Annotated in this window: 13 protein-coding genes and 1 tRNA gene; 7 read left to right on the top strand and 7 right to left on the bottom strand. The window is 61.8% G+C overall.

Annotated features, from left to right (window positions below; genetic code table 11):
• Positions 1-954 carry a cytochrome C assembly family protein gene (locus tag J2W46_RS09315; protein ID WP_020071251.1) on the bottom strand — a complete coding sequence of 318 codons (954 nt, stop codon included), beginning with the start codon at positions 952-954 and terminating at the stop codon, positions 1-3.
• An 81-nt stretch (positions 955-1,035) separates the two neighbouring features.
• Here J2W46_RS09315 and ffh point away from each other — a divergent pair, with 81 nt between their 5' ends.
• Both ffh and J2W46_RS09325 read left to right on the top strand, forming a co-directional pair.
• Entirely contained in the window at positions 1,036-2,403 is a 1,368-nt protein-coding gene (gene ffh, locus J2W46_RS09320; RefSeq protein WP_020071250.1) for a signal recognition particle protein, read from the top strand.
• Between the two features lie 120 nt (positions 2,404-2,523).
• Entirely contained in the window at positions 2,524-3,075 is a 552-nt protein-coding gene (locus J2W46_RS09325) for a hypoxanthine-guanine phosphoribosyltransferase (RefSeq protein WP_020071249.1), read from the top strand.
• Positions 3,076-3,228: 153 nt separating this feature from the next.
• Here J2W46_RS09325 and J2W46_RS09330 read toward each other — a convergent pair whose 3' ends face one another.
• Both J2W46_RS09330 and J2W46_RS09335 read right to left on the bottom strand, forming a co-directional pair.
• Entirely contained in the window at positions 3,229-3,828 is a 600-nt protein-coding gene (locus J2W46_RS09330; protein ID WP_020071248.1) for a MarC family protein, read from the bottom strand.
• 12 nt (positions 3,829-3,840) lie between these two features.
• Positions 3,841-5,577, bottom strand: coding sequence for a proline--tRNA ligase (locus J2W46_RS09335; RefSeq protein ID WP_020071247.1), 1,737 nt, complete (start codon positions 5,575-5,577; stop codon positions 3,841-3,843).
• Positions 5,578-5,875: 298 nt separating this feature from the next.
• On the opposite strand from J2W46_RS09335, the gene J2W46_RS09340 reads away from it, so the two are divergent.
• The gene (locus tag J2W46_RS09340) at positions 5,876-6,619 is read left to right on the top strand and encodes an RNA pyrophosphohydrolase (RefSeq protein WP_310353009.1); all 744 of its coding nucleotides are present in this window, start codon (positions 5,876-5,878) and stop codon (positions 6,617-6,619) included.
• Positions 6,620-6,713: 94 nt separating this feature from the next.
• Positions 6,714-7,271 carry a CNP1-like family protein gene (locus tag J2W46_RS09345; protein WP_087751775.1) on the top strand — a complete coding sequence of 186 codons (558 nt, stop codon included), beginning with the start codon at positions 6,714-6,716 and terminating at the stop codon, positions 7,269-7,271.
• 90 nt (positions 7,272-7,361) lie between these two features.
• Here the strand turns inward: J2W46_RS09345 and proB are convergent, their stop codons facing one another.
• The 4 genes from proB to rplU all read right to left on the bottom strand — a co-directional run bounded on the left by proB (position 7,362) and on the right by rplU (position 10,484).
• Positions 7,362-8,480 carry a glutamate 5-kinase gene (proB, locus tag J2W46_RS09350; RefSeq protein ID WP_027779645.1) on the bottom strand — a complete coding sequence of 373 codons (1,119 nt, stop codon included), beginning with the start codon at positions 8,478-8,480 and terminating at the stop codon, positions 7,362-7,364.
• Positions 8,481-8,548: 68 nt separating this feature from the next.
• Positions 8,549-9,670 (bottom strand): Obg family GTPase CgtA, encoded by a 1,122-nt coding sequence (gene cgtA, locus J2W46_RS09355; protein ID WP_310353011.1) that lies wholly within the window; start codon positions 9,668-9,670, stop codon positions 8,549-8,551.
• A 213-nt stretch (positions 9,671-9,883) separates the two neighbouring features.
• Entirely contained in the window at positions 9,884-10,147 is a 264-nt protein-coding gene (gene rpmA / locus J2W46_RS09360; protein WP_020071242.1) for a 50S ribosomal protein L27, read from the bottom strand.
• A 25-nt stretch (positions 10,148-10,172) separates the two neighbouring features.
• Positions 10,173-10,484 carry a 50S ribosomal protein L21 gene (rplU, locus tag J2W46_RS09365; protein ID WP_006051835.1) on the bottom strand — a complete coding sequence of 104 codons (312 nt, stop codon included), beginning with the start codon at positions 10,482-10,484 and terminating at the stop codon, positions 10,173-10,175.
• Between the two features lie 229 nt (positions 10,485-10,713).
• On the opposite strand from rplU, the gene J2W46_RS09370 reads away from it, so the two are divergent.
• From J2W46_RS09370 to J2W46_RS09380, 3 genes are all read left to right on the top strand, one after another.
• A complete protein-coding gene (locus J2W46_RS09370) occupies positions 10,714-11,706 on the top strand; it encodes a polyprenyl synthetase family protein (RefSeq protein WP_020071241.1) in 993 nt (330 codons plus the stop codon).
• A 49-nt stretch (positions 11,707-11,755) separates the two neighbouring features.
• A tRNA-Pro gene (locus J2W46_RS09375) sits at positions 11,756-11,832 on the top strand.
• A 210-nt stretch (positions 11,833-12,042) separates the two neighbouring features.
• The gene (locus J2W46_RS09380; RefSeq protein ID WP_088175759.1) at positions 12,043-13,341 is read left to right on the top strand and encodes an HlyC/CorC family transporter; all 1,299 of its coding nucleotides are present in this window, start codon (positions 12,043-12,045) and stop codon (positions 13,339-13,341) included.
• Positions 13,342-13,474: the final 133 nt, after the last annotated feature.

Consider the following 13,474-nt stretch of genomic DNA (forward strand, 5'->3'; position numbering starts at 1 on the left):
TCACACTACAGCACGGTGCAACAGCACCTCGAAAACAAAACGGCTTCCGACGTACGCCAGCAGCAACGCGACGAACGACGCCAGCACCCAGCGCAATGCAGCACGGCCGCGCCAGCCGGACACCTTGCGCGCAGTCAGAAGCGCGCCGAACATGACCCACGAAAGAATCGCAAACACGGTCTTGTGATCGAGACGCAGCGCGCGGTCGACCAGTTGCTCGCTGAACAGGATGCCCGACACGAGCGTGAGCGTGAGCAGCACGAAACCGGCGCCGATCAGACGGAACAGCAGCTTCTCAAGCGTGAGCAACGGCGGCAGCGTGTCGAGCCAGCTGGAGAGCCAACCGTTGCCTGCCGCAGCCACGTTCCGTTGCGCGATTCCGCCGCGCATTGCATGAAGACGCCGCTCGACGAGCAGCATCAGAATGGCGTGCAGCGCTGCGATCGCGAACAGACCATAGGCGATGTTGGCGATCAGAAAATGCAGCTTGAACATGGGTGCGGCCGAATACGGCAGCACACGCACGCCGTTGAACGCGAGCGGCAATAACGAGGCGACGCAGGCGAGCGGCAACACCAGCAGACGCAGTCCGTCGAGCGGAAAAAAGAAGCTTTCTATCCAGTAGATGCCCGCGCCGAGCCAGAACATGGCGGACAGTGCAAACGCAAAGCCGAACACCATGGCGTTCTGCGGGAAGATCGTGGTGTGCAGCAGCACGCCGTGCGCGAGCAGCGCGACGAACAGCAACGCGCGGCCGGACGAACTCATGCCCGAAGCCGCCGAGCCGGCGAACCCGGACTGTGCCTGCGTGTTCGCGCCGGTGGTCGCGGCAGCCGGCATTGGCGGAACGCTTTCCAGCATGGGGCGCGACCCGGCGTGCCGGTGCGAGCGCCAGCCGGCTACGGCGAGTCCGCCGTACAGGAGCGCAGTGAGGGCATACAGTACAATATCCATATTCGAAGTTTACACTAGGCCCCTGATCCGCGACGTCTTCCACTTCGCGCTCGCCCGGGGCCGCACTGTTCATCGCTCCCCATGCTCGACAATCTGACTCAACGGATGGCGCGCGTCGTCAAGACGCTGCGCGGCGAAGCCCGGCTCACCGAGGCGAACACCCAGGAAATGCTGCGCGAGGTGCGTCTGGCGCTGCTCGAGGCGGACGTGGCGCTGCCCGTCGTGCGCGAGTTCATCGCCAAGGTGAAAGAGAAGGCGCTCGGCGAAGAAGTGATTAGCAGCCTGTCGCCAGGTCAGGCGCTCGTCGGCGTCGTGCAGCGCGAGCTGACCGCCGTGATCGGCGGCGACTATGAAGGCAAAGCCGCTGAGCTGAATCTCGCCGTCACTCCGCCGGCCGTCATTCTGATGGCGGGTCTGCAAGGCGCGGGTAAAACGACCACGGTCGGCAAGCTCGCCAAGCTGCTGCGCGAGAAGTACAAGAAAAAGGTTCTGACTGTTTCGTGCGACGTCTATCGCCCCGCTGCTATCGCGCAGTTGAAGACGGTGACCGAGCAGGTTGGCGCGGACTTCTTCCCGTCGGAACCGGATCAGAAGCCGGTGGACATCGCGCGTGCCGCGGTCGACTGGGCGAGGCGTCATTATCACGACGTGCTGCTGGTCGACACGGCCGGCCGTCTAGGTATCGACGAAGCGATGATGCAGGAAATCACCGCGCTGCACACCACGTTGAAGCCGGCGGAAACGCTGTTCGTCGTCGATGCAATGCTCGGCCAGGACGCGGTCAACACCGCCAAAGCATTTAGCGACGCGCTGCCGCTCACCGGCGTGGTGCTCACCAAGCTCGACGGCGACTCGCGCGGTGGCGCCGCACTCTCGGTGCGTCACGTCACGGGCAAGCCGATCAAGTTCGTCGGCGTCGCGGAAAAGCTCGATGGCCTTGAAGTCTTCTACCCGGATCGTATGGCGAACCGGATTCTCGGCATGGGCGACATTCTCGCTCTCGTCGAGGAAGCGCAACGCGGCGTGGACGTTCAAGCCGCGCAGAAGCTCGCCGATAAGGTCAAGAAAGGCGGCGACTTCGACCTCAACGATTTCCGCGCGCAACTAACGCAAATGAAGGGCATGGGCGGTCTCTCTTCGCTGATGGACAAGCTGCCCGCGCAATTCCAGCAGGCCGCCGCCGGCGCCGACATGAGCCAGGCTGAAAAGCAGATGCGCCGCATGGAAGGCATCATCAATTCCATGACGCCGCTCGAGCGCGCCAAGCCGGATCTCATCAAGGCCACGCGCAAGCGCCGCATCGCCGCGGGTGCGGGCGTGCAGGTGCAGGAAGTCAACCGCATGCTGAACCAGTACGATCAGATGCGCACCATGATGAAAAAGCTGAAAGGCGGCAATCTGCAAAAGATGATGCGCGGCATGAAGGGCATGTTGCCCGGCATGCGCTAAGCTTTAGCAAGACGGCGGCGCGCGGGTTGCCAACCCGGCCCGCAGCCACCGTCACCATGGGAACTTCCTTCAGGGCGTTCCCACTCACACTATGTATACAGTTACCGCCCGCCAGACGTCATGAACCGCGAAGAAGCTCTCCACATTTTTAGCCACTCCGAAGAAATCGTTTCGGCCGACGAGGTCAACGCGTCGATCAGCGGCATGGCGACCTCCATCCGCAACGAAATGAGCGAGGACTTTCCGCTCGTGCTGTCGGTGATGGGCGGCGCCGCGGTCTTCACCGGCATGCTGTTGCCGCACCTCGATTTCCCGCTCGAGTTCGACTACATCCACCTCACCCGCTATCGCAACACCACGAAGGGCGGCAACGAGATGCAATGGCGCGTGGCGCCGGCTGAGTCGGTGAAGGATCGCGTGGTGCTGGTGCTCGACGACATCCTCGACGAAGGCGAGACGATGGCCGCGATCCGCGACCGCATCCTTGCAATGGGCGCCAAGCGCTTCCTGAGCGCCGTGCTGTGCGAAAAGATCATTCCGAAAGCCAAGCCGTTGCGCCCCGATTACTGCGGCTTCGAAGTGCCGGACCGCTATGTTTTCGGCTGCGGCATGGACGCCAAAGGCTACTGGCGCAACCTGCCGACTATTCGCGCATTGACCGAAGGCGCTTGAGTCGCCCGGCGCGCAAATCACGAGATAAAAAAAGCGGCCCACTGGGCCGCTTTTTGTTGCGTCGAACGTTGCTTGCGGGTTTCACTCAGCTAAATCGGCTAGAGATCCGTCTAGGTGTTGCCAAGTGCCGCTTCGACAGACAGCGCGCGTTACTCACAGTTGATGCACGAACGCGCGGATACCGCCAAGCATCATCTCCACCGAGATCGCCACCAGCACGAGTCCCATTAGCCGTTCGAATGCCATCATGGTTCGCTCGCCGAGCCAGGCCTGAATACGCTCGGCCAGCATCAGCACCACTGCGCAGACGATCATGGTGACGGTCAGCGCGCCGATCCACTCGAACATCTTGCCGGGCGCCTGCGACGTCAGCAGCATCACGGTTGCCAGCGCCGACGGCCCTGCCAGCGCCGGAATGGCAAGCGGCACGATCAACGGTTCGCCGCCGCGAACGTCGCCGCCAAAAGGGCCGTCCGGATGCGGGAACACCATACGCAGAGCAATCAGAAACAACACGATGCCGCCGCCGATGCGCAACGACTGGTCGGTGAGACTCATCATGCGCAAAAACGCGTCGCCGACGACCATGAACACCAGCAGGATCGCAAACGCGATCGCGACTTCTCGCAGAATCACCGCGGTGCGCCGCTTCGGCGACACACCGCGCAGACAACTGATGAAGAGCGGAATGTTGCCGAGCGGGTCAGTGATCAGGATCAGCAGCACGGTCGCGGACAGGAAGGTGTACTCCACCGTCCGCCCCGCTTAACGCGCCAACGCCGCGCGAACCTTCCCGATGACCGTTTGTGCGGCTTCATCGACCGGCAGCAAGGTCGCCTCCGCGTCGCGGCGGCCTTGATATTCGAGCTTGCCTTCCTTCAGGCCACGATCGCCGATCACGAGACGATGCGGCACGCCGATCAGTTCCCAGTCAGCGAACATCACGCCGGGGCGCTCGCCACGATCGTCGAGAATCACGTCGATGCCCGCTTCGACCAGTTCCGCGTAGAGCTTGTCGGCCTGCTCGCGCACAGCCTCGCTGCGGTCATAGCCCATGGGGCACAGCACGACTTCGAACGGCGCGATCGATTCCGGCCAGATGATGCCCTTGTCGTCGAAATTCTGTTCGATCGCGGCGCCCAGAATACGCGTGACGCCGATGCCGTAGCAGCCCATTTCCATAGGCTGCGGCTTGCCGTTTTCGTCGAGGCACGTTGCGTTCATCGCTTCCGAATACTTGGTGCCGAGCTGGAACACATGGCCGACTTCGATGCCGCGGCAAATGTCGATCACGCCTTTGCCGTCCGGCGACGGATCGCCCTTCTTCACGTTGCGAATATCGGCAACGACCGGTTCCGGCAGATCGCGACCCCAGTTCACTCCCGTGGTGTGGTAGTCCACCTCGTTCGATCCCACCACGAAGTCGCTCATGTTCGCGACCGTGCGGTCCGCGACGACTTTCACCGGCTTCTTTGTGTTGAGCGGACCGAGATAGCCCGGCGGTGTGCCGAACGTCTCGATGATCTCGGCCTCGGTCGCCATGCGGAAATCGGCGAGGCCCGGCAACTTGCTTGCCTTGATCTCGTTCAGGTCGTGATCGCCGCGCAGCATCAGCAACCAGATGGTCGGCTCGGCGCCTTCGTTTTCGGTGGCGAGCACGATCGACTTGATGGTGCGCTCGAGCGGAATGTTCAGCAGCTCGGCGACGGCCTCGCACTTTGCCTTGCCCGGCGTGGGCGTCTTTTTCATCTGCTCGGTGGGCGCCGCGCGCTGTGCGTAGAGCGGCAAAGCTTCGGCCGCTTCGACGTTCGCAGCGAAGTCGGACGTCGGGCAGTAGGCGATTGCGTCCTCACCCGTATCGGCGATCACGTGGAATTCATGCGAGCCGCTGCCGCCGATCGAACCGTTGTCCGCCGCGACCGCGCGGAAATCGAGACCGAGGCGCGTGAAAATGCGCACGTACGCGTCGTACATCTTGCGATATGACTCGCGCAGGCCTGCCGCGTCCTTGTCGAACGAGTACGCGTCTTTCATGATGAACTCGCGGCCGCGCATTACGCCGAAACGCGGACGGATTTCGTCGCGGAACTTCGTCTGGATCTGATAGAAGTTGACCGGCAGCTGACGGTAGCTCTTGATCTGCCCACGCGCGATGTCCGTCACCACTTCTTCGTGGGTCGGTCCGATCACGAAGTCTGATTGCTTGCGGTCTTTGAAGCGAAGGAGTTCAGGGCCGTATTTTTCCCAGCGACCCGACTCCTGCCATAGCTCGGCCGGCTGCACGGCCGGCATCAGCAGCTCGATCGCGCCTGCCCGGTTCATTTCCTCACGCACGATCGCTTCTACCTTGCGGATCGAGCGCAAGCCGATCGGCAGGTAGTTATAGATGCCGCCGGCGACGCGGCGGATCATGCCGGCACGCACCATGAGCTTGTGACTGACGATCTCGGCGTCGGCCGGAGCTTCTTTCAGGGTGCCGATAAAGAAACGGGAAGCTTTCATTCAGATTTTCCAAAAGCGGCGGCTCCGGAGGGACCGCCCGAAAGGGTAAAAACGGGGAAATCGATACGGCTGCCTGGCTGGGGCCGCCCGGTTTGCCATTCCGGCGCAAGGGCCGCCGCCGGGGCGCACAAGCCGCCGCGCAAAGTCTTTCGCACAAGGGATCAGGCACGCAAAGACGGACAGGCTACCGCAAAGCAGGCCTTTTGCGGCGAATCGTTCCAATCTGGTGCGAATCGGTGCGTCGGGTCCGTTATCTGTTTATAATCAAAGCAATTTTAAAGGATTCGAAGGTGGTTGTATGCTGGATCGTGAAGGCTTTCGCCCGAACGTCGGCATCATCCTCTTGAACGCGCACAACGAGGTGTTTTGGGGCAAACGGCTCCGTGAACATTCCTGGCAGTTTCCGCAGGGGGGCATCAAGTACGGAGAGACCCCCGTGCAAGCGATGTATCGGGAGTTACACGAAGAAACCGGTCTGCTTCCGGAGCACGTCAAGGTGATTGGTCGCACGCGCGACTGGTTGCGTTACGAGGTGCCTGACAAGTTCATCAAGCGCGAGGTACGCGGTCACTACCGCGGCCAGAAACAAATCTGGTTCTTGCTCCGAATGGTAGGGCGCGATTGCGACATCTGCTTGCGCGCCACAGACCACCCGGAGTTCGATGCCTGGCGCTGGAACGAGTATTGGGTACCGCTCGACTGTGTGATCGAGTTCAAGCGGGATGTTTATCAGTTGGCGCTGACGGAGCTATCCCGTTTCATGCGCCGCACTGCGCCGCGTGCGGAAAAACCCAGCGGGCACCACGGGCCGCGTTATCCCCGGATAGCGTCGTCAATGGAAAGTCCGCCGGATTCCACGGTAATGACGGTAACCACGGTTACGTCCGTCAGAATCGAAACTTCGGTTCACACGACAAGCGTGTCCGATTGCGGCGAAGCCGCCGGCTCGGGGAACGAGGCCGGCACCGTATCGGAACTCGACGACGACTCGGCTCGCGAGGCTGCGGGTTCGATCTTCCGTCATCACGGCGTGCGCAACTGACCTTCTGCACGGCCGTCTACGTCGTCTATGTCGTCTATGTCGTCTATGCGGGCGCGGCTTCTTGAGCCGCGCCCGCTTTTTCGAGGAAACCATATTGAAAGCACTTGCTCTCGTCGTGGCGTGCGTCGCCACCGGCGCCCTGCTGACTGGCTGTTCGAGCGCCGGCAAAGCCACCAACAAGGACGACAGCGCCTTTGCCTATCTGCTGGACCGGCCGAGCAATTGGGTCGAAAACAAGGTCGAGACTTTGCCACCGCTGCCGCAGGACTCGAACCTGCTGCCTTTCGAGGTGTCAGGCAATACGCCGCTACATTTCGCTATCGACAAGAACTCGCTGACCGTCGGCTCCGACGGCGTCGTGCGCTATACCGTGGTGGTGACGAGCCCGAGCGGCGCCCGCAACGTGAACTACGAAGGCATTCGCTGCGACACCTATGAATGGCGCCTGTATGCCGGCCTGAACGCGGATCACGACGATTGGGACAGGACGGTCGCGAACGACTTCACGCGTATCGAGAATGGCGCGCTGAACGCGTATCACGCGGCGCTGTATCAGGATTATCTGTGCGCGAACAAGATCCCGACGGGGAGCGCAAAGACGATTGTGGAAAACATCCGCTATAAGCGCACGGCGACTTCGTTGATTCACTGACGCTTCTTCGCCGACGCGCCAGAAAAAAAGCCGTTCCTGCACTTCGCTGGAACGGCTTTTTCACATGTTGCGCGTGAGCCGGTTAGCTACTCAAACCAGCACCAGGTTGTCGCGATGAATCAGTTCGGGCTCCAGCATATAGCCGAGCACTGATTCGATCTCGCCGCTCGGACGCCGCTGGATCAGTTTTGTCTCTGCACTGCTGTAGTTGGTGAGGCCGCGCGCTACTTCCCGGCCGGCTGCGTTGAGGCACGCGATCACCTCGCCGCGAGCAAAGGCGCCCTGCACGCCGACAATGCCGATGGGCAGCAAGCTCTTTCCGCCTGCCGTCAGTTTCTCCACGGCTCCGTCGTCGATCACGACATGGCCGCGCACCTGCAAGTGATCGGCCATCCATTGCTTGCGCGCCGCCATGCGCGCGGTGCGAGCGATCAACTGCGTGCCGATCGCCTCGCCAGACGCGAGCCGCGACAGCACGTCCGCTTCGCGCCCGCTCGCGATCACCGTGTTTGCGCCGCTATGAGCGGCGCGCTTTGCGGCCAGAATCTTGGTGAGCATGCCGCCGCGACCGAGGCTTGAGCCCGCGCCGCCAGCCATAGCTTCCAGGTCCGGCGCCCCGGCATCTGCCTGCTGAACGAGCGTGGCGTTCGGGTCCTTCCGGGGATCGGCGGTAAAAAGCCCTTGCTGATCAGTGAGGATAATGAGCGCGTCACCCTCAATGAGATTCGCGACCAGTGCGCCCAGCGTGTCGTTGTCGCCGAACTTGATTTCGTCGGTGACCACCGTGTCGTTCTCGTTGATGATCGGCACCACGCCGAGGCGCAGCAGCGTCAGCAACGTGGAACGCGCGTTCAGATAGCGCTCGCGGTCCGCAAGGTCGGCATGAGTCAGCAGGATTTGCGCGGTTTGAATCGAATGTTCGGCGAAGCGGCTTTCGTATACCTGCGCGAGGCCCATTTGGCCGACAGCGGCGGCGGCCTGCAATTCGTCGATCTCGCGCGGGCGCTTGCTCCAACCGAGCCGCTGCATTCCTTCGGCGATGGCGCCGGAACTGACTAGCACCACTTCCTTGCTCTGCGCGCGCAGTGCGGCAATCTGCGCAGCCCAACGGCCGATCGCAGCATGATCGAGGCCGCGCCCGTCATTCGTGACGAGGCTCGAGCCGACTTTCACTACCAATCGCCGTGAATCTGCGATGACGGAACGCATTGTGCGCAGCTCCCAAGATGACGCCTGACGCGCGCCGCCAACCCGCAAAGGCGCGGCGCCCCAATTGTTTACCCCTGCGGGTCGGCGCCGGGTTCGCCAGCGGCGGCAGGTGCTTCCGGCTTCTCGCGAAAGCGTACGTCGGCGGCGAGATCTTCGGCTTCGGCCGCGCGCTGCGCTTCCGAATGGGCCGCGATGTAGTCGAACACCGCATAGCAGAGGTTCTCGCAACCTTGACCGGTCAGCGCCGAGATTTCGAAGACGGGGCCGTCCCAGCCGAAGCCCTCGATAAACGCAGAAACGCGCGCTTCTCGCTCGTCTTCAGGCACCATATCGAGCTTGTTGAGCACGAGCCAGCGCGGCTTCTGATACAACAGCTCGTCGTACTTGCGCAGTTCGTTCACGATCGCCTTGGCTTCGGCGACTGGATCGACCGCTTCGTCGAACGGTGCCAGGTCGACGATGTGCAGCAGCAAGCCCGTGCGCTGCAAATGCCGCAGGAACTGGTGGCCGAGGCCCGCGCCTTCCGCGGCACCTTCGATCAGACCTGGAATGTCGGCGATCACAAAGCTGCGGCTCGGACCAACGCGAACCACGCCGAGATTCGGCGCAAGCGTAGTGAACGGATAGTCGGCGATCTTCGGCTTCGCGTTCGACACGGAAGAGATGAACGTGGACTTGCCTGCGTTCGGCATGCCGAGCAAGCCGACGTCGGCCAGCACCTTCAACTCGAGGCGCACCATGCGTCGCTCGCCCGGCTTGCCGTCGGTTTTCTGACGCGGAGCGCGGTTGGTGCTGGATTTGAAGTGCAGATTGCCGAGACCGCCCGCACCGCCCTGCGCGATCTGCACGCTCTGATTGTGCTCGGTCAGATCGGCGATCAGTTCGCCGGTTTCCATGTCGGTAATCGTGGTGCCGACCGGCATGCGCAGCGTGATGTCGTCGCCGCCCTTGCCGTAGCAGTCCGCGCCGCGGCCGTTCTCGCCGTTTCGCGCCATATGTTTTTTCGCGTAGCGGTAGTCGATCAGCGTGTTGATGTTGCGGTCTGCTACCGCAATGACGCTGCCGCCCCGGCCGCCGTCGCCGCCATCCGGGCCGCCGAACGGAACGAACTTCTCGCGGCGCATCGACGCGCTGCCATCCCCTCCGTCGCCGGCGATGACTTCAATCCTCGCTTCGTCAATGAACTTCATGCGTAACTCCGTCCCGTGGTGTACTGCCAGATGGTGCTGCTGAATACTACTGGATGCTGCTATTTTGCCGCGCCCGCCGCGCGATGATCAATCGACCGAACGGCATAGGCGCAGCGCCGGAATTGCAGCGCCAACGTGCCTTGCCGCAATAAAAAAAGCCCCGCTAACTTCGCGGGGCCTTTTTCCGGTCCTGAAGCCCGTGCCTGAGTGAACTCAGACTGCTGCCGGGACGACGTTGACCATGTGCTTCTTCGCGGCGCCTTTCGTCGAGAACTGAACGTGGCCGTCCGTCAGCGCGAACAAGGTGTGATCCTTGCCGATGCCGACGTTCTCGCCAGCGTGCATACGCGTGCCACGTTGACGAACGATGATGCCGCCAGCGTTGATAGCCTGACCGCCGTACACTTTCACGCCAAGTCGCTTCGACTCGGAGTCGCGGCCGTTCCGGGACGATCCGCCTGCCTTTTTGTGTGCCATTTGATTTGCTCCTTAACCGGTGCGCTTACGCGTTGATCGCGTCGATGCGCAGTTCGGTATAGTTCTGGCGGTGGCCGCCATGCTTCTGGTAGTGCTTCCGGCGACGCATCTTGAAGATGGTCACTTTCTTGTGACGACCTTGCGACACGACGGTAGCCTTGACGGAAGCCCCACTGACCAGCGGCGCACCGAACTTAATCGATTCGCCTTCGCCCACTGCGAGAACCTGGTCGAGCGTGATTTCAGCGTCAATGTCTGCCGGTATCTGTTCTACTTTAAGTTTTTCGCCGACGGCAACTTTATACTGCTTGCCACCGGTTTTTATGACCGCGTACATTGAGAACCTCACTCTGTGTTCATTTTTTCCACGCACCGCGCGCGGAAACCCGTGATTATACATAGAGTTAGCTGCTCGGTCAAAACTCATTCAGAGCGGCCCTGCGTTCCGCCCGCGCGACGCGCAGCCCAGCGCCTGGCGGTGTCCACGAGCGCGCCGCGCGGCAGTCCGCGACCCGGAACAACCGCGATTCGCCTTATAATTCGCGGCACTACCCAATTCAGCCATCATGTCGTCGACTGCCACCACCTCCTCCAACGCCGCCAGCCTGCTCGCTCCGATCGCCGAAGACATGCAGCAGGTGAATCGCGTCATCCGGCACCGTCTTGCGTCCGAGGTGATGCTGATCAACCAGATTTCCGAGTACATCATCAGTGCCGGCGGCAAACGGCTGCGGCCGGCGCTGCTGCTCCTGGTGGCCGGCGCGCTCGGCGAAACCACGGGGCACCGGCACGAACTGGCGGCGGTCGTCGAATTCATTCACACGGCAACCCTGCTGCACGACGACGTGGTCGACGAATCGGATCTGCGGCGCGGCCGCCAGACCGCCAACGCGCTGTTCGGCAATGCGGCGAGCGTGCTGGTCGGCGACTTTCTCTACTCGCGCTCGTTCCAGATGATGGTGGGCGTGGGCAAGATGCGTGTCATGGAGATTCTGTCGGAAGCCACCAATATCATCTCCGAAGGCGAAGTGCTGCAGCTGCTGAACATGCACGACGCCGACGTGGACCAAGCCCGCTACATGCAGGTGATCCGCTACAAGACGGCCAAGCTCTTCGAGGCCGCGGCCCAGCTCGGCGCGGTGCTGGCCGGCGCAGATGCCAGAACCGAAGCAGCGGCCGCGGAATTCGGCCGGCGCATCGGTACGGCTTTCCAGATCATGGACGACTGGCTCGACTACACGGGCACGGCGGAGTCGATGGGGAAAAATGCCGGCGACGATCTGCGCGAGGGCAAGCCCACGCTGCCGCTCATCTATTTGATAGAGCGCGGCACGCCCGAGCAGTCGGCTCTCGCTCGCGAGGCCATCGAGCAAGGCGGCACTGACCGTTTCGACACGATCTTCGAGGCGATCACACGTTCCGGCGCGCTGGATCACACGCTCGAATGCGCGAAACAGGAAGCACAAGCCGCGGCAGCCGCGATTTGTTCGTTTCCTGATTCCATTTACAAAGAAAGCCTGCTAGAATTATGTTCTTACTCGACGGCGAGACAGTCTTAAACAAGACTCAAACGCCGGTTCAGTCTGAAATCGAGTCTGCAGTACACATCGGGGTGTAGCTTAGCCTGGTAGAGCGCTACGTTCGGGACGTAGAGGCCGGAGGTTCGAATCCTCTCACCCCGACCAGATTCGCCTTGTTAGTTCAAGGCTCGAAAAACCGCCCAGCTTGCTCGGCGGTTTTTTGTTTTTGCGGCCAGATCTTGCCGCCCTGCTCACCGCGCCCGCACGCAGTTCTGGCTGAAGCCGCCCGGCTCGCAACTTCCCTGGTGGCGGGTTGCGCCGCCCCCTCTGCTATATTCTCCCCATCCTTTTCCCCTCTTCTATCCTTCACGACGCGTGGAACAACTTCCCTTATGGGCGCAGATTGGCGCCGTCTTTCTGCTGCTTATCTGCTCGAGCTTTTTCTCCATTTCCGAAACGGCGATGATGGCGCTCAACCGCCATCGCCTGAAGCACCTTGCCAGCAAGAATGCGCTCGGCGCGAAGACCACTCAGGGTCTCCTGGCGCACACGGATCAACTGCTGAGCGTCGTGCTGATCGGCAACAATCTGTTCAACACCATCATTCCGGTGCTGACCACTTCGATCGCGCTGCATACGTTCGGTCGTAACAACGTGGTGCTGTCTATCGCGACCGGCATCGTCGCGTTTCTGATTATCGTTTTTGCCGAGATCACGCCGAAGATCGTCGGCGCGACGTTTCCCGAAAAGATCGCGCTGCCCGCCAGCCTGCTTATCGCGCCGATGATGCGCATCGCCAGGCCGCTCGTCTGGTTCGTCAATCTGTTCGCCACCGGCATCCTGCGGGTGCTGCACATCAACACACAAGGCGCGCGCGATCAGCGCCTCTCCACAGAAGAACTGCGCACCATCGTGCTCGAGTCCGGCAGCTTCATGCCGACCAAGCACCGCAGCATTCTGCTCAACCTGTTCGACCTCGAAAACATTTCCGTCGACGATGTGATGATCCCGCGCCGACGCATCGAAGCGCTCGACTTCGACGCGCCGTTCGAGCAGATTCTGCATCAGCTCGAAACCTGCTATCACAACAAGCTGGTCGTCTACCAAGGCGATATTGACCGCGTGCTCGGCGTGCTGCACGTTCGCAAGACACTGGCCGCTCTGCACAACCAGGAACTGGAGCGCGAGACGCTGCGCGAGCTGCTCGCCGAGCCGTACTTCGTGCCGACCGGCACGCCGGTGTTCCAGCAATTGCAGTACTTCCAGGAGAGCCGCCATCGCATCGCGCTCGTCGTCAACGAATACGGCGAGTTGCAAGGGCTCGTGACGCCGGAAGACATCATCGAGGAACTGATCGGCGAGTTCACCACGTCGATCCCGCGCGGCGCCAATTCGCGCGGGGGCTGGAACGAACTCGGCGAATGCATCGTCGCGGGCAGCATGCCGCTGCGTGAACTGAACCGCTGGTTGCAACTTTCGCTGCCCACCGACGGCCCGAAAACGCTTAACGGGCTGATCCTGGAAATTCTCGAAGACATTCCCGATGGCGACGTCTGTGTGCAGATCGGCGATGTAAAGCTCGAAGTGATGCGCAGCGACGACCAGGCGATCCGCACCGTCAAGCTGTTCAAGCCGCCAGCGCGCGGGAAGGGCGGCAAGGCGCTGCTGGGCTAAAGCCTACCGGTTGAGGTCGAGGTAGAGGCCCGGCGCACATCCCAGCATCGCATAAGCCCGTGCCGGGTGCCATTAGCCGAATGGCCGACTGGCGGCGCCGGCCGCCTTGCTCGAAGATGAAGCCGTCGTGTTC

Source organism: Paraburkholderia strydomiana (assembly GCF_031456815.1).
GTDB classification, from domain to species: Bacteria; Pseudomonadota; Gammaproteobacteria; order Burkholderiales; family Burkholderiaceae; genus Paraburkholderia; species Paraburkholderia caledonica.

Bases quoted from the DNA above. Each gene is read 5' to 3' on its own strand.
- cgtA (WP_310353011.1), bottom strand. From the start codon at position 9,670: ATGAAGTTCATTGACGAAGCGAGGATTGAAGTCATCGCCGGCGACGGA.
- J2W46_RS09325 (WP_020071249.1), top strand. From the start codon at position 2,524: ATGAACCGCGAAGAAGCTCTCCACATTTTTAGCCACTCCGAAGAAATC.
- rpmA (WP_020071242.1), bottom strand. From the start codon at position 10,147: ATGGCACACAAAAAGGCAGGCGGATCGTCCCGGAACGGCCGCGACTCC.
- ffh (WP_020071250.1), top strand. From the start codon at position 1,036: ATGCTCGACAATCTGACTCAACGGATGGCGCGCGTCGTCAAGACGCTG.
- rplU (WP_006051835.1), bottom strand. From the start codon at position 10,484: ATGTACGCGGTCATAAAAACCGGTGGCAAGCAGTATAAAGTTGCCGTC.
- J2W46_RS09335 (WP_020071247.1), bottom strand. From the start codon at position 5,577: ATGAAAGCTTCCCGTTTCTTTATCGGCACCCTGAAAGAAGCTCCGGCC.
- J2W46_RS09315 (WP_020071251.1), bottom strand. From the start codon at position 954: ATGGATATTGTACTGTATGCCCTCACTGCGCTCCTGTACGGCGGACTC.
- proB (WP_027779645.1), bottom strand. From the start codon at position 8,480: ATGCGTTCCGTCATCGCAGATTCACGGCGATTGGTAGTGAAAGTCGGC.
- J2W46_RS09370 (WP_020071241.1), top strand. From the start codon at position 10,714: ATGTCGTCGACTGCCACCACCTCCTCCAACGCCGCCAGCCTGCTCGCT.
- J2W46_RS09340 (WP_310353009.1), top strand. From the start codon at position 5,876: ATGCTGGATCGTGAAGGCTTTCGCCCGAACGTCGGCATCATCCTCTTG.